This is a genomic window from Bacillus sp. FSL K6-0993, from assembly GCF_037977205.1.
GTDB classification, from domain to species: Bacteria; Bacillota; Bacilli; order Bacillales; family Bacillaceae; genus Bacillus; species Bacillus subtilis.
Genome location: NZ_CP150275.1, coordinates 3088010 through 3109805, shown reverse-complemented (window position 1 = coordinate 3109805; position 21796 = coordinate 3088010). Strand labels below are relative to the sequence as shown.

Here is a 21796-nt window from a genome sequence, read left to right as displayed (position 1 = left end):
TATATTTAAAATCAATCCTGATCAAGCTGAAGGTAAGGAGCTGGTCATGTGAAAAGAAAAGTCGTGATGTGCTCAGGTTTATTCTGCTCAGTATTTGCAGGGGCATTCATGTTGAATCAATATGACGGCCGCAGCGGTGTGGCGGCTAGTGATGAGTGGGAGCTGTATTTACTGGAGCACCACCTGTCAGCCAGAATGAGTGAGACGGAATCAAAGGATCTGCCGTTTGGTCCCCGAGAGTATATTCGGATTGTGAATAAATAAAAAAAGAGTTCCGCATAAAACGGAACTCTTTCTGTTTATGAAGTGAAAAAACGAAGCAGCACTGTCGCGCAAATAACTGTGCCTGCACCGCCGAGACGGGTTGAAATTTGGGCAAACGGCATAAGGCCCATTCTTCCTGATGCCGATAAAATGGCAACATCACCCGTTCCGCCGAGGCCGCTGTGGCAGCAGGTAACGATTGCGGATTCAACCGGATACATGTTCATCAGCTTGCCTACAAAATATCCAGAACCAATCATCGCGATAACAACTGAAATACAGATGATAACAAACGGAATAGAAATCACAGACGCTACGTCATCCAACGGAATAAAGAGGATGCCGAGACCGACCATCAGCGGCCATGTAAAGCTTGAAGAAATAAACTTATAAAGCTGGTAAGCGCCTTCTTCCATTTTTTTCGGAAGAATATTTGCATACTTGACAGCCGCAGCTGAAATAATCATTAAGATCGCGCCCGGGATGAAGATGAATTTCTCTAATAACCCGCCAAAAATAAAAAATGTACACGCGAGCAAAACTCCTGCTCCCATTAGTTTAAAATCAATTTTTGCTTCGGCTTCTTTTTGATTGAAAATCTCATTTGCTTTTTTAGATTTTACGAGACGTCCGTTCCCATTTAGATCTGGACGCTTATCGCCAAGCTTTTTCATTAAGGCTGCACATATGATAGCAAAAACGTTTCCTATAATTGCGGCTGGAACCAGCTGAGACACAAATACATCAGCGGATGAGCCCAGTATTTGTGAATAGGCGATTGAAAGCGGCAAAATTCCTTCACCTATTCCCCCGGCAATAATTGGGACAACAACAAAGAAAAAGGAATCATAGGCACTATAGCCAAAAATAAATCCGACAAGGATGCCGGCTGTAACGGCCGCGATCGTTCCTGCAACCAGTGGAACGAACATTCTGATAAACCCCTGTATTAAAACAATTCTGTTCATACCGAGGATACTTCCCACAACAAGGCAAGCGATATAGAAATAAAGGAAGTTAGACGTTTTCATCAAGTTGGTTACAGCGTCTAAAGATGTTGAATTCAGTACATTGTAAAAGACTAAAAATGAAGGAACAAACAAAGATAAAATAGCAGGGCCGCCAATATCCTTCAATATCGGTATGCGTTGGCCTATGTCTCCGAGAAACACACCAAGAATCATAATGATGGCAAACCCGCCAAGCATATTTGCCGGCAGCTCATTGTAATAGGCTGCAAGAATAATAATAACAGCTAATACTGTGTATAATGGCAGAGGAATCACACCGATTTCCCAAGACCAGATTTTTTGAAACAGGTTTTTCCCCTGTGAGTCTTTTTGCTCAGGTGAAATTGTCCCCGTTTTTGGAATTGCTCCCATGTCATACACCCCCATGTATTGTTTGTTACAGTCTACAAGAAAGCGTTAACACTTCATATTTTTTTAAGTTAAAAAACTAATAAACAATTAAAATAAGGGGGTCTTTTGGATTAGAAAAAAATCCCTGAGAATCGTCTTCCCAGGGGAGAATGTTTTATCTTTTTCCTTTAATATAAGGCACGCCATTGGCTTTTGGCGCATCTGCCCGCCCGATAAAGCCCGTTAAAGCGAGAATCGTTAAGACATAAGGAGCCATCAGCATATACACATTTGGTATGTCTTTAAAAAGAGGGAGCAGCGATCCAATGATGCTTAAGCTTTGGGCGAATCCGAAAAACAGGGCGGCCCCCAGTGCTCCGATCGGATGCCATTTTCCGAATACAAGCGCTGCCAGGGCGATAAAGCCTTGCCCGGAGATGGTAGAGTGCGTGAAATCAAGCGCAATTGTGGAGGCATATACGCCGCCGCCGAGACCGCCGAACAATCCGCTGATCATCACGCCGATGTAGCGCATTTTATATACGTTGATTCCCATCGTATCGGCCGCCATCGGATGCTCTCCGACAGAACGGATACGAAGGCCGAACGGCGTTTTGAACAAGATAAACCAGGAAATAAAGGCAAGTGCTATTGCAAGAATAGACGTATAATAGACATCCGAAAAGAAGATCTTTCCCAAGACGGGAATATCGCCCAAACCGGGGATTTTCGTCTTATAAAAAGGCTCTGGAATTTTGTCTGTCTGCGCTTTGCCGTAGATCAGTTTGACGATAAATAAAGTTGCCCCAAGCGCCAGCATGTTAATGGCGACACCGCTGACTGTCTGGTCGGCGCGAAACGAAATCGCCGCTGCCGCGTGAATCAGTGAAAACAGGGCGCCTGCTGCCATGGCGGCAAGGAGCGAAAGCCAAGGTGCGGCGGCACCTAATTCCGGACCAAAAAATAAATTAAATAACACGCTGGTGAACGCCCCGATAATCATGAGGCCTTCTAGACCGATATTTACCACACCTGATCTCTCGGAAAACACGCCGCCGAGAGCAGTTAAAATAAGCGGGGCCGCATAGACGAGTGTGGCAGGGACAATGATAGATAAAATCTGCACAATGTCCACTTAGTTCGCCCCCTTTTTCTTCAATTTGCCCATGACGAAACGAATCGCATAGCTTGAAGCCACAAACAGAATAATAATGGCAATCACAATATCAACGACCTCTGATGGAACGCCTGATTCAATCGGCATATTTAATGCGCCGATTTTCAGCCCGCCAAGCAGGCATGCTGCCAGTACAATGCCGACGGCTGTGTTTCCCCCGAGAAGAGCGACAGCGATACCGTCAAAGCCTACGCCGGTAAATGCGCCTTTCACTGCTGCGTATTCAAATGTTCCTAGGCCCTCCATGGCTCCTGCAAGGCCTGCAAAAGCGCCGGAGATAAGCATGGAGGTCATGATATTCTTCCGCACGCTCATGCCGGCATACTGGGAAGCGTACTGGTTAAATCCGACCGCCCGGAGCTCAAATCCTTTTGTAGTTTTGTTGATGATAAACCACATGATAACTGCTCCGAGAAGGGCAACGATGATTCCCAAATGCAGCCGTGAGTAATCGGTGATCTGTTCAAGAAAAGGAGAGCGGAGGGAGGCGGATTCGTGAATTTTCCCCGTCTTGTCCTGATGATCTGTCAAAACGTTTGAAATGATGTAATTGGTCATGTGCAGCGCGATATAATTCATCATAATGGTGACAATGACTTCATGAACGTAAAATCGCGCTTTCAAAATGCCGGGAATTAACCCCCATAATCCTCCTGCAGCTGCCGCTGTAATCAATGCGAGCGGCAAGTGAATATATGCCGGTCCGTCAAACGCCGTACCGACCCAAACCGCTGCTGTCCAGCCGACGAGCAGCTGGCCCTCGACGCCGATATTAAAGAGTCCGGTTCGGAATGCAAAGGCGACAGCCAATCCGGATAAAATATAAGGCGTAATTTGCCGGATTGTTTCTCCGACATAATAGATTTCTCCGAATATCCCATTCCACAAAGCCGAATATCCGCTGGCCACACTGTAGCCGCTCACAAGCATAATCAACGCGCCGGCCGCAAGACCAAGTATGATTGCGATGAGCGGCACGAGTAAATGAGAGAGTCGTTTAACCATTTGCTTTCCCCGCTTCCTTTTGTGTGCTTCCGGCCATCAAGAGACCAAGCTCCTGTTCAGTGGTGTCCTGCGGATTAAAAATGGCGATAATGCGTCCTTCAAAAATAACGGCGATTCTGTCACTGAGATTCATAATTTCTTCAAGCTCAAACGAGAGGAGAAGAACGGCCTTCCCGGCATCACGCTGCTCAATGAGCTTTTTATGGACAAATTCAATGGCTCCGACATCAAGGCCGCGAGTCGGTTGGGCGGCGATTAATAAATCAGGATTTCGGTCTACTTCCCGCCCGATAATCGCTTTTTGCTGGTTTCCGCCTGACAATGCCCGCGCGTGTGTATATTCATCCGGCGTTCTGACGTCGTACTCAGTGATCAGCCTGCATGCTTTTTTGTACATTTCGCCTTTATGTAAAACGCCCAATGCTGAATACGGCTTTTTGTAATAGCTTTGCAGCAGGATATTCTCTCCGATTGGAAAATCAAGGACGAGACCGTGTTTATGGCGATCCTGAGGAATATGCCCGATCCCGGATTCAGTGATTTTTCTTGGCGTCAGGTTTTGGATCTGTTTTCCGTTTAAGGTGATTGTTCCTGAATCTGTTTTGCGGAGTCCTGTCACCGCTTCGATCAGCTCTGATTGCCCGTTTCCGTCGACGCCTGCTATGCCGACTATTTCTCCCGCTTTGACAGAAAGAGACAAATCTCTGACTGTCTCTATTCCGCGGGTATCCTTTACAGTTATGCCGTCAATCGCAAGCACTTCCGCTCCCGGCTGAGCAGCTCTCTTTTCGGTTTTGAACGATACCTCACGGCCGACCATTAGACTGGCGAGTTCGTCTTGGTTTGTATCACGGACATCAAGGGTTTTGATGCCTTTTCCTTTACGGATAACCGTAACGCGGTCACAAATCTCCATAATCTCTTTCAGCTTATGGGTGATTAAGATGATGGACTTCCCTTCTTTGACCAGGTTCTTCATAATTTGCATCAGTTCATTAATTTCATGAGGCGTCAAAACAGCCGTCGGTTCATCAAAAATCAGAATGTCGGCACCGCGGTAGAGGGTTTTTAATATTTCTGCGCGCTGCTGCATTCCGACTGATATGTCAGCTGCTTTTGCTTCAGGATGGATCTGCAGGCCGTATCGATCGGAAATGTCCTGCACCTCTTGGCCAGCACGCTTCCGGTCAATTCTGCCAAACTTCTTTGGCTCTTTCCCGAGAATAATATTTTCAGCAACTGTAAAGGTGTCAACAAGCATAAAGTGCTGGTGTACCATTCCAATTCCAAGGTCATTCGCTTTGTTCGGGCTGTTGATGTGCACCTTCTCGCCGCGCACCCGAATTTCACCCCGCTCCGGCTGATACAGTCCGAAAAGGACATTCATCAACGTTGATTTCCCCGCCCCGTTTTCACCGAGCAACGCGTGTATTTCGCCTTTTTTGACTTGAAGATTGATATTATCATTGGCGACGATACCAGGAAACTCTTTACGGATATTGAGCATTTCAATGACATATTCCATTGATTGACCGCTCCTTTTTTCAAAATAAAAGAAAAACAAGGGATAAGGGCTCGACCTCCTTATCCCTGCGATTCTTATTCAGCTTTGAAGGTTTTCAGCTCTTTCTCGGTTGCCGGGACTTCCAATCCGTCGATGATTTTTTTCTTCCATTTATCGACCGCTTTGATCACATCATCCGATAGATTTTGTTTAGATGGAGAAATGCCGACTCCGTCTTGATCAAGCCCGTAGGTAAGTGTTTCGCCGCCCGGGAACTTTCCGTCGCTCGCTTTTTTCGTTACATCTTCAACGACTGTATCTACTTTTTTCACCATGGAAGTGAGGGTGACGTTATCATCTGTTCCTTCTACCTGGCCTTCTGCGTATTGGTCTTTATCGACACCGATGACCCAGACATCGCGTTTTGGATCTTCTTTTTTCAGGTTCTTGGCTTCTGTAAAGACACCTGTGCCGGTGGCGCCCGCAGAGTGATAAATAACATCTACGCCTGATTTATACATGCTTTCGGCGGTTGCTTTACCGACATCGGCTTTATCGAACCCCCCTGCGTATTTCACTTCTACAACGGCTTTAGGGTTAACTGCTTGCACGCCGGCACGGAAGCCGACCTCGAATTTTTTGATTAACTCTGATTCCATGCCGCCTACAAAGCCGATTTTTCCTGATTTGCTTGATAGGGCTGCGGCCACTCCGACGAGAAATGAGCCTTCCTGCTCTTTAAACGTAATACTTGCGACGTTGTCTTTATCGACAACAGCATCTATAATCGCAAAGTTTGTATTTTTGCGCTGGTCAGCAATTTCGCTGATTGAATCCTCCATTAAGTAGCCGACGCCGTAAATTAAGTCAAAATTCTCACGCGCCAATTTATTTAAGTTCGTTGTATAGTCTGCATCTGATTTGGATTGAAGATAGTCGTAACCGTTTTTGCCTTTTTTCAGCCCATTCTCTTTCCCGAAGGCTTGGATGCCTTCCCAGGCTGATTGGTTGAAGGATTTGTCATCCACTCCGCCTACGTCAGTAACCATCGCCACACTGAATTTGTTTTTGCCTTCGCCTGAGCCGCTGCTTTTTTCGCTGTTTCCGCATGCTCCTAATATGGTGCCTGCTGCGATCACAAGTGACATCGCCAATCCGATTTTTCGTTTATTCAAGATATAACCCCCCAGAAAAATTTGGTTCAAAGCTGATCCGGCCAGTCATGTGATGGGCTGTCCTGAACAATTTCTTATAATCGATAAAATTTTCTGATAATAACAAATGGAATGTGCTGAGACAGTTCTATTCTTCCCTGAATAAGCGTGGTGTGAGTATTTCCTTCGAAAGGCGGGGAAGAGAAGGATGCGGAAGGCGTTCCGGGCGGAAAACCGTGACATCGTTTTCTGAAGTAAGACTTATGACTTAGTTTTTCGGGATCAACTTACCAATCATAATTTATCATTTAACTAATAAGAAATAAATAGAATTTCGCATAATTTTTTAAAAAGTATCTATTTTTAGAATTGTTTGCTTAAAAATGTTGAAAGACCCTTTGTTATTCTTGTATAACTTAACAACAATAGAATCAAGCATCTTGGCAAGAGATATGACAGGAAAAACGCACTGCTCAAAACAAGCAGTGCGTTTTCTTATAGATATTGCTTTATTCCGTTAAGGTTACTGTTGTTGACGTTGTACTGAAACACAGGTCTACCGATCGTTCCGTACGCCATTTCTACATTCAGAACCTGTATATCTTCAAGAAACTTTAAGTATTTTCGTATGGATACTTGAGAGATTTCTGTGTGCTTTGCCAAGTCTTCTGTCGTAAAAGATTCATTTTCAAATGACTGGATACTGGACCAGATCAGCTTCAGCGTGCTTTTTGTCAGGCCTTTAGGAAGCTGCACTTTTTCTGTTGCTTCTTTCTTTTGAAAAAGCTCGGCGTCCAGTTCTTTTTGGCTCATGTTGCGATGGGTTGAATACACCTTTTGTTTTCGTCTGTAATCAGACAGAGCCGTTTGGAATCGTTCAAATTCAAATGGTTTGATTAAATAATCAACAGCTCCGTACCGAAGTGTTTTCTTGATCACGTCAAGCTCGCTGGCCGCTGAGATAACAATCACGTCAACCGCTTCATTTTGGGCTCTCAATTCCGTCAGCAGTTCCAGCCCGTTTTTTCCCGGCATATAAATATCAAGCAAAATGAGGTCGATATGATGCTCGCCTAAAATATGCAGAGCGCTTTGAAAGGAAGAAGCGATGCCTTTCAGCTGAAAGCCATCTATTTGGCTTAAGTATCGTTTATTTAATTCACCCACCATGGGGTCATCTTCAACTATTAGTACATTAATCATGATTTTCCTCCTTCGGTTCGTACGGGATGCGAATACTGAATGTCGTTCCTTCATTCTTTTCGCTTGTGAGGATCATTTGGCCTTTTAAATTTTCGATGCTTTGCTGTGTGAAATAAAGGCCGAATCCCCGGTTTTTGCCCTTTGTTGAATAGCCTTGTTCAAATACTTTGGCTTGGTCTTCTTCAGACATGCCTGCTCCAGTATCGGTAATTTCAATATCCAGTATGCTGTCATGGAAGCGCATGGACATGGTGATTTGTTTTTTCGGCATATCGGCAACGGCGTCTAAGCCATTGTTGATGAGATTTCCGATGATTGTAATGAGCTCATGGATGACAGAAGGGTCTGCCGCGTTCGGGATGACACCGTTGCATTCAATATCAAGATTTGCGCCCTGCTCACGTATAAAGCTTTGCTTTCCGAGCAGAAAACCGGCCAATACGGAGCTTTTGACATCATTTATAATTTCACTTGTTTCTGATTTTTGCTGTATGGCTATATCTTTAATATAATCTCCAAGATCATCATACTCTTTCAGCTGGACGAGACCTAATATCACATGCAGTTTGTTCATAAATTCATGAGACTGCGCTCTCAGTGCGTTTGCATACATTTTAACACCGGAAAGCTGTTCAGCTAAATGTTTTACCTCGGTCTTGTCGCGGAATGTTGCAATCGCTCCGACAGTTTGTCCTTTCAGCTGGATAGGAACTTCATTAAACACAAGCTCCAGCCCGTTAATGCGGACGTCTCTGTCTTGAAGAGGTTTTTTGGTCTCAATGACCTTTTTCAAGCGGCTTTTCGGCAAGATGTCATCTACATCCTGATCAATGGGATTTGTGTTGATGCCCATTTTGACGAATAGGCGTTTTGCTTCCGCGTTGGCAAGTTTAATTTTGCCATGTTCATCGACAGCGAGTATTCCTTCCTTCGTCGATTCCAGCATCGCGCTCCGTTCTTCAAGCAGAGTCGCAATTTCATAAGGTTCAAGTCCGTACATGATATTTTTCACTGTACGGGCGACGATAACGGCTCCGATCACACCGACGAAGATGCTGACGCAAATAATAAAGTAAAGCGGCCGTAAGCTATGGCTGATCACTTCATCAATTTCATTTACGGTGATGCCGACCGCGACTGCACCGACTTGTTTTCCATTCTCCGCGTAGACAGGGACGAACGCTCTCTGCGATTTCCCGAGCGTGCCAGAGGCTGTGCTGATATGGACATGCCCTTTTAATACCTCGGACTCATCACCGCCTCTGAATTTTTTTCCGATTTTGCTCGGGTCAGGATGAGTTTTGCGGATACCGTTCATATCCATGACGACAACAAATTCCGTGCCGGTAATTTTCTGAACCCGCTTTGTGTAGCTCTGCAGTTCCTTTTGTTTTTTTCCGCTTTCTAAAGCAGCGGCTGTCATCGGCGCCTCAGCTACCATTTCAGCAGTCTGCAGCGCAGTGGCCTTTTCCTGATCTCTAATTCGTTTGGTGGTTTGGGCACCGACTGTAAAAAACGTAATGAGCAATGCGATTAATACAACGATACAAACAAATATGGTGAGTCTGGTTTGCAGTTTTAATGTTTTTTTCATATAAAACTTCCTTACGTTTTATGATTCCTGCGTACTACTTTACTCTCAAAATGCTGCTTTGTGAAGATTTGGGACCGTAATTCGTAAAAAGGAGAAAAAATGGAATAATTTATCTTGTCAATGTGTTTTAAGTCCTCCATAATAAATGAGGTAGATTATAGAAAGGGACTTTTTTATATGAAAAATACTTATTTGACAGGATATTTTCCGCTGATTGCGATCCTGCTTTTTAGTTCGTCCTTATCCATCTCAACTTCACTTTATGCGTTGAAGATGCTGTCTTCATTTGGAATGTATGATGGAATGCTCGATTATTTTTCAGAGAAAGGAATCAGGCTTGCGTTATTTGCTGCCTTTGCACTTTTATATTTTATGGTTCTGTCCGCTCTGAAATTAATTGCAAATACCGTGACCGAGCTGTCATTGCTGTTTTTTGCTAATGATCCGGAAGGGAACAACCTGAAAAAACTCAGAATGGGTTCCATGATTTATTTGGGCGGCGGGATTTTATCATTTGTGCTCTTGCAAAATGTCATTTGGATTGTGATCTGGTTTGCGGTCGTCACGCTCGCTTACTTTGTGTTTACCGTATACCGGATTTATTCGACGCTTTCTCTCATGTCATTAGTTGGATTCATTCTATTGGAACTGCTGTTTTGGTTTACCTTTGTTATCGGTATTCTGTTCATATTTATCAAGCTTTATAATAGCATAATGGCTAGCTTACCTGTGTAAGCTAGCCATTTCAGCGTTTGGTGGTCAGATTTGCGCTTCGTGCTCTATACGCAATGAAACGGCGGCTAGATTCTCAGGTTTCCGCCGTTTCACATCCAATGCTCGCTCTTCATCGACTTCAAAAGTTTTCAATCACGCTGAAAAGATGACAAAATCCTAAAACGAAGCCGTTTTAGGATTTTGTCAACAATCTGTGATGGCTAGCTTCCTAGCCATTTTTTATTTACGGTAAAAATCTTTTTTTAATAGAAGGGGAGGGGAGCATACATTCATTTTTTTTGCCAAACCACTTATAGCGGTTGTTGGCAATGAAAGAATAGACCATATCTCTGACAGGCTTCGGCACTGCGAAAAACAGGACGAAGAGCCGCCATGGGCCTCGCAGATGCCTGAAAACCTTAATGGCTGCAGTTGACTTTGTGTACACTTGGCCGTCTTCAATAAAGACAAAGCTGTCAAACCGATCAGTCGGAAGCCCGCTTTTTTTCAGCAGGCTCTGTCCTGTTTCCGACTGCAGCGATGTGAAAGAAATCAATCCGTCCGGATCACGTTTAATGATAAACTGCACGGCGCCATTGCATAAATTGCAGACACCATCAAACAGCAAAACGCGATTTGGTATTTGTTCTGAAGTCACCCCATATCCCCTCCGATCCTTTAATAAGCCGCTTGCAGCGTTCCTTTCCAGATGGAAAGCTGAGGGCTGATGCTGTGAAGATATTCAACGCTGGTCGGTGTATCCTTTCCGACCCAGACACCCATTGTATACGTATCAGTCAGGCCGACAAACCACATATCGTGATAATCATTTGATGTTCCGGTTTTACCGCCAATGTAAGGCGCATGGAAATATGCTTTTTTCCCTGTTCCGCTTTTCACAACGGAAGACATCAGTTTTTTCAGCTGCATGTTCGTGCGGACGCTGAATATTTGAGTCGCTTTATCATTCCATTTATAAAGCGTTTTTCCTTTAAGGTCTGTCACCTTTGTAATCGCATGGCTCGGCGTATAGCTTCCGCTGTTTCCGAATGTCGTATAAGCCTTTGTCATCTCAAGAGGCGTCATGCCGTTTGTAAATCCGCCAAGCGCTGCCGGAAGAAGATAGTCACTGTCGACAAGTTTGGCAAAATGATACGGCTCAATATAACTGAATGCCTTTTGGATGCCGACGCGATCGAGCATTCTAATAGCCGGGGTATTATATGAATTTTTAAATGCCGTATCAAGCGTCACTGTGCCGTAAGTGCGGTTATTGTAGTTTTGCGGACAGTAGTCTTTGCTGCAAAACTTGCTGGCATCAATGGTGCTGCTTGTTGTCGCGCCGGTCTGTTCAATATAAGGGCCGTAATCAAGAAGCGGCTTAATGGATGACCCCGGCTGCCTGTACGCCTGGTAGGCGCGGTTAAAGTCATATTTTTGATAGTTTTTCCCGCCGGATAGAGCGATGATTTGATGCGTCTGGTGATTAATCACAGCCGCTCCGCCCTGTACGTCCGCATACGGGAGCTTGGAATTCATTTGTGCCACAACTTGATTTTGCATGTACGGATCAAGTGCAGTATAAATTTTCACGCCGTCTTTCATCAGCGTGCTGACTCTTGCGGACAGCTCGTTCTCGATCTTTTCTTTTTGTTTTCCTGATGCTTTTTGAAGGCGTTTATCAAAGCCTTCTGATTCAGACACCAGCTGAGTGAATTCATCATTGACGTAGGAAACGTAGTCAGGATATTTGTCTTCTCTTTTTTCAACATCCAGTTTGATTTTTTGTTTTACGGCTTTTTTCAGCTCTTTGTCCGTAATGACCCCGGCATCTTTTAGCCCTTTAAGCAAACGTTCTTGACGGCTTTTCGTGTAGTCAAAATGCTTGAGAGGATCATATAATGTAGGGTTATTAGGTATAGCACAGATAAAAGCCATTTCTCCCACTGTGAGAGATTTCAGCGGTTTGCTGAAATAGAATTCAGCCGCTGAACCGACGCCATAAACACCATTGTTAAAATAAATGGTATTTAAGTAAGCTTCAAGAATTTCATTTTTCGTATATTTTTTCTCCAGCTGATAGGAATACGCGAGCTCTGTCAGCTTGCGGCTGAAGGAGCGTTCGTGGCTCAAATACAAGTTTCTTGAAAGCTGCTGTGTGATGGTGCTGGCGCCCTGGTCAATTTTCTTGTCTTTTACGTTAGAAGCAGTAGCCCGCACCATTCCCATAAAGTCAAAGCCTTTATGCTCGTAAAAATGACGGTCCTCAGATGTTAAGAAAATCTGTTTGACTTCCTCGGGAATCTTGTTAAATGGAACGAGCACACGGTTTTCGTGGTCGCTGACGATTTCCGAGACAAGGGAGCCGTCCCTGTCATACATGTAGCTGTTCTGAACAAGGCTGATATCTTTCAGATCAATATTTTTATCAAGCACCTGATCCAGGGACTTCATTTGTTTTACTTCTTTTCCGGAAGCGATAACTGTAAATGCAAACAATGGGATTATGCAAAGGAGCAAAATCCATCCGATTATTTTTCGTAACATGGTCACTCTCTTTTCTCCTAAATTCTAGCCATATCGTACCATTCTTTTGAGATTACGAGAAGGTTAAATTTAGAAGATTCCTCAGTTTTTTCTCGGAATCAGCTTGCTTTGGCATAAGAATCTTTCCGAAGTTTCTGCATGATCCAAAGCATGCAGGCGCCGGCGAAAAAGAGAAACGCCGTGACGTAAAAGGTGGCTGAAATGGCAAAATGGCTCGATATGATTCCGCCGAGCAGAGGCCCGAGCACGTTTCCTAAAAAGCGAAAGCTGACATTGTAGCCGAGAACTTCACCTTGAATGCTGCCTGGAGCCTGAACGCGGATCGCTGCCGTAATGCATGGCAGCAAACCGCCCATCGCCATTCCGAATAAAAATCTGAAAACAAGGAGCACGCTGAGTGAGGACGCGAGCGCCTGCGGAATAAAAAAGAAAGAGGCGGCGAGCAAAAGTCCGATTAAAATGCGGCGGTGGCCGTAGCGGTCGCCCAGATCACCCCATTTTCTAGCCAGCAGCAAACTTCCGAGCCCCGTTGCTGAAAATGCCATGCCGGAGAAAAAGGCAAGATTGACAGGTCCGTGCAGCTCATTTACATATAAAGCGAGCAGGGGCTGAATACTGAAATTGCCTGTTTGAATCAGCATGGTTAACAGCATCATGACCCACAGCGCCGGATGGTGAAAAATATAGGAGAGCACTTCTTTTCTCGAGTATGACGTACGTTTGGCTGTTTTCTCTGCAAGAGGCTTTTCTTTGACACCAAATAACACGAGAAGAACAGACGAGAAAATCACAAAGGATGTGATAAAAAAGGTATACGTAAAGCCGAAACGATCAGCAAGCATGCCTCCCAAAAGCGGGCCGAACAAGCTTCCGGACACTTGCCCCATTTGCAGCGTGCCAAGTGTTTTGCCGGCTGAGCTCTTCGGAGTCTGTGCCGAAATCATCGCAAGAGATGTCGGGATGAATCCGGTTACAAGGCCCATTGCCATACGCAGAAAAAACAATTGGTACACCGATGTAACAAAGCCCATTAAGAAAATGCTGAGGGCAATGCCCGTTCCGGTTGCCATAAGGATTTTCTTATACCCGCGTTTGTCTCCGAACCGTCCCCAAAACGGGGATACCAAAAACGCCATGAGAAATGTAATGCCGAACACATAGCCGCTCCACCTTTGCACAAAGCCGTTTGAAAAAGAGCTGAGCGTCTCAATGTATAAGGAGAGAAAAGGAACGATCATCGTTGTGCTAGCGGAGACAAAAAAGTTCGCCAGCCACACAATGACAAAGTTTTTCTTACGGATAGAAATAACATCACCTTCTTATTATTTCGGGTTCCTTACTAATTATAAAGAAACGATTCACAATTTAAAAGAAACGAAGCGGCTGGGAAAATTCATTATTTTTAGAAAATGAAGAAATGTCGAGAAGGGGAATTGATATACTATAAAGATAGCATTTTCTGATCGGAGGAAAGGCAGGTGTAAAAAGGTGACGACAAACAGCTTACTCATTATTGATTTCGAATTTACAATGCCCGATGGAAAGTACAGTCCTCAAAACTTCTTCCCGGAAATCATTGAAGCCGGAATTGTAAAGTCGATTGATGATGAAGTGGTTGAGACGTTTTCTAGCTATGTTAGACCGAAAAAGTTCCCGAAGCTTACGAAACGCTGCAAATCATTTTTAAAAATAACCCAAAAACAGGTAGACGAAGGAATGAGATTCGAGGATCTCATCCGTAAACTAAACGAGCTGGATCCTGAGAAAAACAGCACAATTATTACGTGGGGAAACATGGATATGAAAGTGCTGAAGCAAAACTGTATGTTTAACCATATCCCTTTCCCGTTTAAGGGAGAAATGAGAGATTTATCGCTTGAATACAAAAACTTTTTTGGAGACCGGACATTGACGGGTTTATGGAAAGCTGCCGAAGAGTATGGAGATTCCGGAACCGGCACCCATCATAAAGCGCTTGATGATGCCCTCACAGCACATAAACTTTTTAAGCTTGTTGAGCAGGATAAGCAGTATCTCGAAAAGCCAAAACCGCCCACAATCGGCGAAAGAATCGATTTAACCGAACTGTTGAAGCGCGCGACGTAAAAAACCCAATCTTTTGTCAGACTGGGTTATGGCCGGTTAAAATATTCTTTTTCTAAGATGTCCAGATTATGAAGGGAGCGTTTTGCCCACTCCGAACCATCCTCATTCAATTTGGCTCTCAGCTGTGCTGTCGCCTCCCGCAGAGATTCGGTATAATCCGGCACTTCACCGTCATAAGGCTTCACCATATGGTGGGGGATGTTGGTCTGTTCACCATATGCGAGCGCTTTTCTCTCATGAAAAAATGGCACATCCGCCTGTTTTGGATGATGAAGGTCTCCTTGAGCGGGATGGGTAAGAACCGCTTTCACTTTCACTAAATAGTGCTGCGGCCTGCAAGCCGTGATTTCTCCTATGTATACACCTGTTTTGTAAAATCCTTTAACGATAGAGCCTGTCTCAAACGTGCTCATCTGTCATCACCTCGCATTTATTCTATTAAAGTTCCAATCGATTTGCTAGTGAGGAAGATCAGCGGGAAGCTTAATGGTCACCGTAGTGCCTTTTTGGAAGCTGCTGTTAAATGAAATGGTCCCGTGATGATGTTCAATAATGGAAAAGGTTACGGTGAGGCCGAGTCCCGTTCCGTTCGTTTTTAAGGAATAATAAGGTTCGCCGAGTTTTTGCATTTGATGGTCTGTCATCCCGACCCCATTGTCTGTGATGTTAATCATGATTGTATGGCCGTTTCTTTTGGCTGATATGTGGATCATTCCCTTCCCGTGAGGAACCGCTTCAATACTGTTTTTCATCAGGTTGATGACAGCCTGCTTCAGCTTTGTTGCGTCTCCGTATATCAAAAGGTCCGGTTCTGTTTCAGCCTCGACGGTTACTGACTTGTAATTGGCGTACGACACCATAAGGGAGCTTGTCTCTTTAATAAGGCCAGATAGGTCAAAAACTTCTTTTTCGTATAATTGCTGTTTGGCCATATCGAGATAGTTTGTAATAATGCCTTGCGCCCGGTCAAGCTCTGACAGTACAAGCTTTTTGTAATCCGCACTCGACTTGTTTTGTAGGGTTTCGTCATTAAAAAGCAGCTGGACAAACCCGCGGACAACTGTCAGCGGATTCCTGACTTCATGAGCGACGCTCGCTGCCAGTTCACTCACAATCGTCATTTTTTCAGAGTGGATAAGCTGTGAACGCAGGGCGATATTTTCGGCGATGCTTTCGATAATATAGATGCTTAATAGAAGAACACTGGAGCGGAAAAGCCCTGAGACTGCCGCCTCGCAAATGAAATTTCCTGATTTTTGAAAATTTAAAATATTCAAGGCAGAAAGAATCCAGCTTGAGGCGAAAAATAGGAAAATCTCCACGCAGCTGATCAATAAAGACAGCAGCAATTTTTTCGCTTTGGACATGAATGGCCATTTTTTCTGAAATAAGATTGGGATAATGATAAGAAAAGGCAGCAAAGTGAAAACAAACATTGCGGAAGGTTCGTAAAAAAGCAGTTCAAAACATAGGACAGATGCGGCGACCGTAAGTCCGGAAGCGGTACTAATGTAAAATAAACAAATGATAACGGGAATCATCTGAAGGCCGTATTGTATGTAGTCCATTTCATGAATCGGGAAAATAATGCATAAAACGGAGGCGCCGCAGGCGAAGAGCGTGACCAAACCGCTGTTTATTTTTGGCACAAGAATCGCAGGTTTTCCAAGCCAAAACACTTGGTAAAGAAGAATAGGAAACAAAATAAAGCAGATGTGCAGAAGATAGTCTTTTAGAATTTCCATTCGTGTGAAATCCTTTCGTATAAAATATGAATCTATTATAACACTAAATATTAGAAGTAAAATATAAAATTCCTTTATTAAGAACGCCTTTACAAATGAAGACGTAAAGGCGTTTAACAGCTATATTTACGATAATGCGGCTTTGATGCGGCGCAGGCCGTCCTGCAGGGTTGCAAGAGAGCATCCCGCGTTCAGGCGCATAAATCCTTCTCCGCCAGGCCCGTATTTCGTCCCGGGCTCTAAAATAACTTTTCCTTTTTTCAGTATTCTTTGCTGAAGCTCTGTATCGGACAAGCCGTAAGCGCTGAAGTCGAGCCAAATCAAGTATGATGCATCCGGCTTCATCATTTTGACCTTTGGCAGCTCGGTGCTCAAAAAAGCTTCCGCTTCGTTCATGTTTTTCTCAATGTAAGAGATCAATTCATCAAGCCACGGTCCGCCTTTTGAATACGCGGCTTCGATTGCAGTGACGGCAAATGCGTTCAGTCCGCCTAAACCATTTCGCTGAAGGCTTGCGGAAAACTTGGCGCGCTTCAGGCGATCTGGAATGATGATTGCTGAAGCCTGCAATCCGGCGATATTAAATGTTTTGCTTGGAGCAGCACATGTCACGGAAATATCAGCGAAATCGTCAGAGAGCGAAGCGAACGGCGTGTGTTTGTGTCCGTACAGCATTAAATCGGAATGGATTTCATCCGATACAACTGTGACGCCATGCTCAAGGCACAATTCACCTAGCTTCCATAAATCTTCCCGGCTCCATGAACGCCCAGAAGGGTTATGAGGATTGCATAAAATAAACAATGTAACGCTTGGGTCACTAAGCTTCGTCTCCAAATCTTCAAAATCCATTGCATATGCGCCGTCTTTTTCTAGCAGCGGATTATGTAAAATGTGCCGGCCGTTTTTCTCCACCATATGGTAAAAAGGCGTATAAACTGGAGGCTGAACAACTACTTGATCGCCAGGCTCCGTAAAAGCTTGTACCGCCATGCTCAAAGCCGTTACAACGCCGGGGCTGAATGTGATGCTTTCCGGATTCACCTTCCAGCCGTGCCTGTTTTGCATCCATCCGCACACAGCATCCCTCGTTTTTTGATCTGGAGTTGTATAACCAAAAATACCGTGGTCAAGACGCTCTTTTAACGCTTCAGTTATCGCTTCCGGGGCGCGAAAATCCATATCCGCCACCCACATCGGGAGTGCGTCTGTCACGCCAAATAATTCGCCTGTTTTGTCCCATTTGACAGATTGGGTGCCAAGGCGTTCTTCTCGTTTATCAAAGTTCATTCTGTTACCCCCTCATGTATGTTTATTCTTCTAAGCTTCACTATGATAAGATAGAACTGCAAATTTTATTATAAGCGGTGATGAATATGGAAGAAAGTCAAGCGGTCAGGGAAATGATTAAGATCATTGCCAAATGGGACCCGTTTAAATATGGAGAAGAGTTTTACGAAACGGAGGCTGTTGATGTCGTGCAGGCAGTCTATGATGAAGACGATCCTGACGTGCTGGCGAAAAGCATTCAGCAAATATTTGAAACTTCTTTTGAACAAACGCTGCCGATCGACAGCTGCCGGGAAGTGGCTGGCCAGCTTTTATTCATTAAAAACAGCAGCTCCTGCACGCCTTAAAAAAACCGGTTCAGCACCGGTTTTTTTGTTATTTGATAAAATCAGCAATGTGTTCAGAAATAAGTTCAGGCCGTTCTTCAGGCACCAGATGTCCGGTCTGGCCAAGTGAGTACAGCACGGAATTAGGCAAATCTGCGTGCAGCCGTTTACCGATCTCCATTGGGACAATTCGATCCTCCTCGCCCCAAATCAATAGAGCAGGCTTGTTCATTTTCTTCAATTGCTCGGGTTCTAAATCTCCTTCTCTGTGGCGGATAAACCTTGTCATGGCTTTGAAAATCTGCTCGTCCTGAAACGGTCTGCCATAGCCGTCAATCATCTCCTCATCAATCAGCGATTTGTCATGCACCACATTTAATAAATTTTTCATCACGCCTTCTTTCGAGAGCCAGCGTTTGATGTAAAGATGAAAATACGGGATATGGGTCCCGAAAATGATCGTCGGGTGTGAACGTTTTAAATACCCTGAACTGCAAAGCAGCACAATCTTTGAAAAAAGCTCAGGCTTTTGGAGAGCAGCAGACAGCGATATCTGCCCGCCCATAGAATGCCCGACAAGCACAGCCTGTTTCACTTGCAAGTGCTCCAAAATCCCAATGACAAGCTTAGCAAGGTTTTGATAGGTATAGATAAACGTTCTTGATTTTTCAGATTGGCCGAAAGGAGGCAAATCAAGCGCGATGATGTCGTACTTGTCCCGAAGGAGAGGAATTACTTTTCTGAAGCTGAATGCAGATGATAAAAAACCGTGTACGCAGACCAGCGTTTGTCTGCCGGGATTTTGATAATGTTCGTAGTATACGTTGACTCCATCGACCGTAAACCGCCTTATTGGTGAAACCGCCTCCATTCTGTGTCACTCCCTTTTTTTGATGGTTGTATTATGCCCTGAAATTGTCAATTCTAGCGGAAGTTTCTCCTCGTTTTTTCTTAGCATTCGTCAAAAAACGTGATATAATGTCATGAGATTTCTTGACATTGCAAAGGTGTGAATCAAATGAAATTGACAGAAAAAGAAACAGAAATATTAGAAATTTTAGACGAAAACAGCCGCGCCGATTTAGAAACAATCGCAAAGATGGCGGGCATCCCTGTAAATGAAGTAAAAACAATTATTGACAAACTGGAGAAAGAAAAGGTTATTATCGATTATTCCGCTATGATTGATTGGCGAAAAGTAGACGGACATGAGGGCGTTACGGCCATGATCGACGTCAAAGTAACACCGAAGCGGGGCGTCGGTTTTGATGAAGTGGCGGAACGGATTTACCGATTCCAAGAGGTTGAATCAGTTTACCTGATGTCAGGCGTATACGATTTGTCTGTCGTGATTCGCGGCAATTCGATGTCTGACGTAGCGCGTTTTGTTTCGGATAAACTGTCCACACTTGATTCAGTTGTATCTACGACAACTCATTTTATCCTGAAAAAATACAAGCATGACGGCAAAGTGTTTGAAACAGGAGACGACGACAAAAGAATCGTGGTGTCCCCGTAAATGACTTCGTATTTATCTGACTATGTACAACAAATAAAGCCGTCCGGCATCCGCAAATTCTTTGATTTGGCGGCAACGATGGAAGGCGTCATTTCTTTAGGCGTCGGCGAGCCTGATTTTGTTACCGCGTGGAATGTCCGCGAAGCAAGCATTCTCTCTCTTGAACAAGGATATACGTCATACACGGCCAATGCGGGTTTATACTCATTGCGGGAGGAAATCAGCCGTTATTTGAGCAACAGGTTTGACCTTAGCTACTCGCCAGATAATGAGCTGATTGTGACAGTGGGGGCAAGTCAGGCTTTGGATATTGCGATCCGCGCCATTGTGAATCCAGGTGAGGAGGTCATCATTCCTGAGCCGTGTTTTGTGGCGTACGATGCGCTTGTTTCTTTGGCAGGCGGTATCCCGGTTCACGTTCATACAACGGCAGACAAAGGATTTAAAGCAACGGCTGCTGATTTTGAAGCGGCAGTCACTGAAAAAACAAAGGCCATTCTCATCTGCTCACCATCGAATCCGACAGGTTCGGTTTATTCGAAGGAAGAGCTGAATGAGATTGCTGAGTTTGCCAAAAAACATGATGTCATCGTTTTAGCCGACGAGATCTACGCAGAGCTGACATATGATGAGGAATTTACAAGTATAGCGGCATTACCGGGAATGAAGGAACGGACGGTAGTCATCTCAGGCTTTTCAAAAGCATTTGCAATGACGGGCTGGAGGCTCGGTTTTGCTGCGGCACCATCCTTGCTTCGGGATGCAATGCTTAAAATTCATCAGTATGCGATGATGTGCGCGCCCGCAATGGCGCAGTTTGCCGCCCTTGAAGGCCTGAAGAACGGCATGGAAGACGTAGAAAAAATGAAAAAAAGCTATCGAAGAAGACGGAATCTGTTTGTAGAATCGCTCAATGAAATCGGTCTCAGCTGTCATCATCCGGGCGGCGCTTTCTATGCTTTTCCATCTATTAAAAGCACGGGAATGAGTTCAGAACAGTTTGCTGAGGAGCTACTTACGCAGGAAAAAGTGGCAGTTGTTCCTGGAAGTGTGTTTGGTCCGAGCGGTGAGGGATATATCCGTTGTTCATACGCAACCTCGATTGAACAGCTTCAAGAAGCGTTAGTCAGAATGAAACGCTTCCTGCACAAAACAACATAAAAAAAGATACGAACCTTTTGTTCGCATCCAATAAAAGGGGGGAATACTAGAAAGCCTTTGGTATTTTCAGTTTACCCCCTTTTTGCTGTGCATAAACCTGATTTTTTATAAAAAAGTTTTCTTTGCGGAAATAAGACATGTATGATATAATTTTAAATTGCGTATAAACAGATATATAATTTAACTTAGGAGTTGTTATGAATGGCAGCAAAATTTGAAGTGGGCAGTGTTTACACTGGTAAAGTTACAGGATTACAAGCGTATGGTGCGTTTGTTGCATTAGATGAAGAAACTCAAGGTTTAGTACACATTTCTGAAGTGACTCACGGTTTCGTAAAAGATATCAACGAGCACCTTTCAGTTGGCGACGAAGTACAAGTAAAGGTACTTGCTGTTGATGAAGAAAAAGGCAAAATCAGCCTTTCAATTCGTGCGACACAAGCTGCGCCTGAGAAAAAAGAAAGCAAATCAAGAAAACCTAAAGCTGCTCACGTAAGCGAAGAAGCTTCTACACCACAAGGTTTCAACACATTAAAAGATAAGCTTGAAGAGTGGATCGAAATGTCCAACCGCAAAGACCTTATCAAAAAATAAGCATGAAAAAAGCACCGGACAGGAATGTTCGGTGCTTTTGATTTCATGCAAAATCCTATTTCAGCGTGATAGATATCCTATCGCATTTCAGGATTTGCTGCTTCTTCACGTGATCTTTCCTCGTTTGGCTTAAATAGCAGACCGAGGTTGATTAAGCCGGCGATTCCGACAAGTCCGTAAATGATTCGGGAAAGAGCTGACCCTTGGCCGCCGAAGATAGCCGCTACTAAGTCAAATTGGAAAAATCCGATCAGTCCCCAGTTAATGGCGCCAATGATGGTTAATACAAGACAAATTCTTTGAATGGTACTCATGTTTTGCAACCTCCTCCATGAATTATTAAAACAGTTATAGATTGTGACATATTGGAGAATCTATACATGCATTCTCCATATGAGGGAAGCTGGCCTGCCCTCGCTTATATCAGCTTCTTTCCCAGCATCCTGCAAAATAAAACCATCTGGTATGCTGACTGGTGAGAGCTGATTGCTTTACATGTGGTGAGGACATTCTGCATAATAAAAAATCTAAG

General features: G+C 44.2%; 23 protein-coding genes. 8 read left to right on the top strand and 15 right to left on the bottom strand.

Annotation, left to right across the window (positions count from 1 at the left end; genetic code table 11):
• The first annotated feature begins 48 nt into the window (after window positions 1–48).
• Complete coding sequence (locus MHH79_RS16230) at window positions 49–264, top strand: hypothetical protein (protein ID WP_015483630.1); 216 nt, start codon at window positions 49–51, stop codon at window positions 262–264.
• A 35-nt stretch (window positions 265–299) separates the two neighbouring features.
• On the opposite strand, the gene maeN is transcribed toward MHH79_RS16230, so the two are convergent.
• From maeN to maeL, 7 genes are all read right to left on the bottom strand, one after another.
• On the bottom strand, window positions 300–1646 hold the full coding sequence (maeN, locus tag MHH79_RS16225; protein WP_015483629.1) for a sodium/malate symporter MaeN: 1347 nt from the start codon (window positions 1644–1646) through the stop codon (window positions 300–302).
• Between the two features lie 154 nt (window positions 1647–1800).
• The gene (gene nupQ / locus MHH79_RS16220; protein WP_014480697.1) at window positions 1801–2760 is read right to left on the bottom strand and encodes a guanosine ABC transporter permease NupQ; all 960 of its coding nucleotides are present in this window, start codon (window positions 2758–2760) and stop codon (window positions 1801–1803) included.
• Window positions 2761–3807: a guanosine ABC transporter permease NupP gene (gene nupP / locus MHH79_RS16215; RefSeq protein WP_340034719.1), complete on the bottom strand. Its 1047-nt coding sequence runs from the start codon at window positions 3805–3807 to the stop codon at window positions 2761–2763.
• Window positions 3800–5332: a guanosine ABC transporter ATP-binding protein NupO gene (gene nupO, locus MHH79_RS16210; protein ID WP_340034718.1), complete on the bottom strand. Its 1533-nt coding sequence runs from the start codon at window positions 5330–5332 to the stop codon at window positions 3800–3802. Before nupO ends, nupP begins: the two co-directional genes overlap by 8 nt.
• A 74-nt stretch (window positions 5333–5406) precedes the next feature.
• Complete coding sequence (gene nupN / locus MHH79_RS16205) at window positions 5407–6486, bottom strand: guanosine ABC transporter substrate-binding protein NupN (RefSeq protein ID WP_015384509.1); 1080 nt, start codon at window positions 6484–6486, stop codon at window positions 5407–5409.
• Window positions 6487–6960: 474 nt separating this feature from the next.
• Complete coding sequence (maeM, locus tag MHH79_RS16200) at window positions 6961–7668, bottom strand: two-component system response regulator MaeM (RefSeq protein ID WP_014477821.1); 708 nt, start codon at window positions 7666–7668, stop codon at window positions 6961–6963.
• Window positions 7661–9262 (bottom strand): two-component system sensor histidine kinase MaeL, encoded by a 1602-nt coding sequence (gene maeL, locus MHH79_RS16195; protein ID WP_015384507.1) that lies wholly within the window; start codon window positions 9260–9262, stop codon window positions 7661–7663. The genes maeM and maeL overlap by 8 nt, the downstream gene beginning before the upstream one ends.
• 177 nt (window positions 9263–9439) lie before the next feature.
• Between maeL and MHH79_RS16190 the strand changes: the two genes are divergently transcribed.
• Window positions 9440–9997, top strand: coding sequence for a YufK family protein (locus MHH79_RS16190; protein WP_003228837.1), 558 nt, complete (start codon window positions 9440–9442; stop codon window positions 9995–9997).
• Window positions 9998–10220: 223 nt separating this feature from the next.
• Here the strand turns inward: MHH79_RS16190 and MHH79_RS16185 are convergent, their stop codons facing one another.
• The 3 genes from MHH79_RS16185 to MHH79_RS16175 form a co-directional block, all read right to left on the bottom strand.
• The gene (locus tag MHH79_RS16185) at window positions 10221–10634 is read right to left on the bottom strand and encodes a thiol-disulfide oxidoreductase DCC family protein (RefSeq protein ID WP_015384506.1); all 414 of its coding nucleotides are present in this window, start codon (window positions 10632–10634) and stop codon (window positions 10221–10223) included.
• Window positions 10635–10654: 20 nt separating this feature from the next.
• The gene (locus MHH79_RS16180; RefSeq protein WP_100505758.1) at window positions 10655–12529 is read right to left on the bottom strand and encodes a transglycosylase domain-containing protein; all 1875 of its coding nucleotides are present in this window, start codon (window positions 12527–12529) and stop codon (window positions 10655–10657) included.
• Between the two features lie 92 nt (window positions 12530–12621).
• A complete protein-coding gene (locus MHH79_RS16175; RefSeq protein ID WP_309530132.1) occupies window positions 12622–13800 on the bottom strand; it encodes a multidrug efflux MFS transporter in 1179 nt (392 codons plus the stop codon).
• Between MHH79_RS16175 and MHH79_RS16170 the strand changes: the two genes are divergently transcribed.
• On the top strand, window positions 13733–13936 hold the full coding sequence (locus tag MHH79_RS16170; RefSeq protein ID WP_003243502.1) for a hypothetical protein: 204 nt from the start codon (window positions 13733–13735) through the stop codon (window positions 13934–13936). The two genes, MHH79_RS16175 and MHH79_RS16170, sit on opposite strands and share 68 nt — an antisense overlap.
• A 75-nt stretch (window positions 13937–14011) precedes the next feature.
• Window positions 14012–14629, top strand: coding sequence for a 3'-5' exonuclease KapD (gene kapD, locus MHH79_RS16165; protein ID WP_100505756.1), 618 nt, complete (start codon window positions 14012–14014; stop codon window positions 14627–14629).
• Between the two features lie 26 nt (window positions 14630–14655).
• On the opposite strand, the gene kapB is transcribed toward kapD, so the two are convergent.
• The 3 genes from kapB to patB all read right to left on the bottom strand — a co-directional run bounded on the left by kapB (window position 14656) and on the right by patB (window position 17664).
• Window positions 14656–15042, bottom strand: coding sequence for a kinase-associated lipoprotein KapB (kapB, locus tag MHH79_RS16160; RefSeq protein WP_015384502.1), 387 nt, complete (start codon window positions 15040–15042; stop codon window positions 14656–14658).
• Between the two features lie 45 nt (window positions 15043–15087).
• Window positions 15088–16374, bottom strand: coding sequence for a sporulation sensor histidine kinase KinB (gene kinB / locus MHH79_RS16155; protein ID WP_340034717.1), 1287 nt, complete (start codon window positions 16372–16374; stop codon window positions 15088–15090).
• Window positions 16375–16500: 126 nt separating this feature from the next.
• Window positions 16501–17664: a cystathionine beta-lyase PatB gene (gene patB / locus MHH79_RS16150; protein WP_340034716.1), complete on the bottom strand. Its 1164-nt coding sequence runs from the start codon at window positions 17662–17664 to the stop codon at window positions 16501–16503.
• A gap of 86 nt (window positions 17665–17750) precedes the next feature.
• Here patB and MHH79_RS16145 point away from each other — a divergent pair, with 86 nt between their 5' ends.
• On the top strand, window positions 17751–18011 hold the full coding sequence (locus MHH79_RS16145; protein ID WP_014480684.1) for a YugE family protein: 261 nt from the start codon (window positions 17751–17753) through the stop codon (window positions 18009–18011).
• A 28-nt stretch (window positions 18012–18039) separates the two neighbouring features.
• Here MHH79_RS16145 and MHH79_RS16140 read toward each other — a convergent pair whose 3' ends face one another.
• Window positions 18040–18861: an alpha/beta hydrolase gene (locus MHH79_RS16140; RefSeq protein ID WP_015384498.1), complete on the bottom strand. Its 822-nt coding sequence runs from the start codon at window positions 18859–18861 to the stop codon at window positions 18040–18042.
• 147 nt (window positions 18862–19008) lie between these two features.
• Here MHH79_RS16140 and MHH79_RS16135 point away from each other — a divergent pair, with 147 nt between their 5' ends.
• The 3 genes from MHH79_RS16135 (at window position 19009) to yugI (ending at window position 21264) form a co-directional block, all read left to right on the top strand.
• Entirely contained in the window at window positions 19009–19509 is a 501-nt protein-coding gene (locus tag MHH79_RS16135) for an Lrp/AsnC family transcriptional regulator (protein ID WP_009968070.1), read from the top strand.
• Entirely contained in the window at window positions 19510–20670 is a 1161-nt protein-coding gene (locus tag MHH79_RS16130; protein ID WP_003228862.1) for an aminotransferase, read from the top strand.
• A 201-nt stretch (window positions 20671–20871) separates the two neighbouring features.
• Window positions 20872–21264: a S1 domain-containing post-transcriptional regulator GSP13 gene (gene yugI / locus MHH79_RS16125; RefSeq protein ID WP_340034714.1), complete on the top strand. Its 393-nt coding sequence runs from the start codon at window positions 20872–20874 to the stop codon at window positions 21262–21264.
• Between the two features lie 77 nt (window positions 21265–21341).
• Here yugI and MHH79_RS16120 read toward each other — a convergent pair whose 3' ends face one another.
• Entirely contained in the window at window positions 21342–21578 is a 237-nt protein-coding gene (locus MHH79_RS16120; protein WP_003220771.1) for a DUF378 domain-containing protein, read from the bottom strand.
• Between the last annotated feature and the right edge of the window lie 218 nt (window positions 21579–21796).

Bases quoted from the DNA above. Each gene is read 5' to 3' on its own strand.
- maeL (WP_015384507.1), bottom strand. From the start codon at position 9,262: ATGAAAAAAACATTAAAACTGCAAACCAGACTCACCATATTTGTTTGT.
- MHH79_RS16140 (WP_015384498.1), bottom strand. From the start codon at position 18,861: ATGGAGGCGGTTTCACCAATAAGGCGGTTTACGGTCGATGGAGTCAAC.
- MHH79_RS16145 (WP_014480684.1), top strand. From the start codon at position 17,751: ATGGAAGAAAGTCAAGCGGTCAGGGAAATGATTAAGATCATTGCCAAA.
- MHH79_RS16135 (WP_009968070.1), top strand. From the start codon at position 19,009: ATGAAATTGACAGAAAAAGAAACAGAAATATTAGAAATTTTAGACGAA.
- nupO (WP_340034718.1), bottom strand. From the start codon at position 5,332: ATGGAATATGTCATTGAAATGCTCAATATCCGTAAAGAGTTTCCTGGT.
- kapB (WP_015384502.1), bottom strand. From the start codon at position 15,042: ATGAGCACGTTTGAGACAGGCTCTATCGTTAAAGGATTTTACAAAACA.
- MHH79_RS16190 (WP_003228837.1), top strand. From the start codon at position 9,440: ATGAAAAATACTTATTTGACAGGATATTTTCCGCTGATTGCGATCCTG.
- MHH79_RS16130 (WP_003228862.1), top strand. From the start codon at position 19,510: ATGACTTCGTATTTATCTGACTATGTACAACAAATAAAGCCGTCCGGC.
- nupP (WP_340034719.1), bottom strand. From the start codon at position 3,807: ATGGTTAAACGACTCTCTCATTTACTCGTGCCGCTCATCGCAATCATA.
- kinB (WP_340034717.1), bottom strand. From the start codon at position 16,374: ATGGAAATTCTAAAAGACTATCTTCTGCACATCTGCTTTATTTTGTTT.
- MHH79_RS16170 (WP_003243502.1), top strand. From the start codon at position 13,733: ATGTATAAGGAGAGAAAAGGAACGATCATCGTTGTGCTAGCGGAGACA.
- maeN (WP_015483629.1), bottom strand. From the start codon at position 1,646: ATGGGAGCAATTCCAAAAACGGGGACAATTTCACCTGAGCAAAAAGAC.
- patB (WP_340034716.1), bottom strand. From the start codon at position 17,664: ATGAACTTTGATAAACGAGAAGAACGCCTTGGCACCCAATCTGTCAAA.
- maeM (WP_014477821.1), bottom strand. From the start codon at position 7,668: ATGATTAATGTACTAATAGTTGAAGATGACCCCATGGTGGGTGAATTA.
- yugI (WP_340034714.1), top strand. From the start codon at position 20,872: ATGGCAGCAAAATTTGAAGTGGGCAGTGTTTACACTGGTAAAGTTACA.
- MHH79_RS16120 (WP_003220771.1), bottom strand. From the start codon at position 21,578: ATGAGTACCATTCAAAGAATTTGTCTTGTATTAACCATCATTGGCGCC.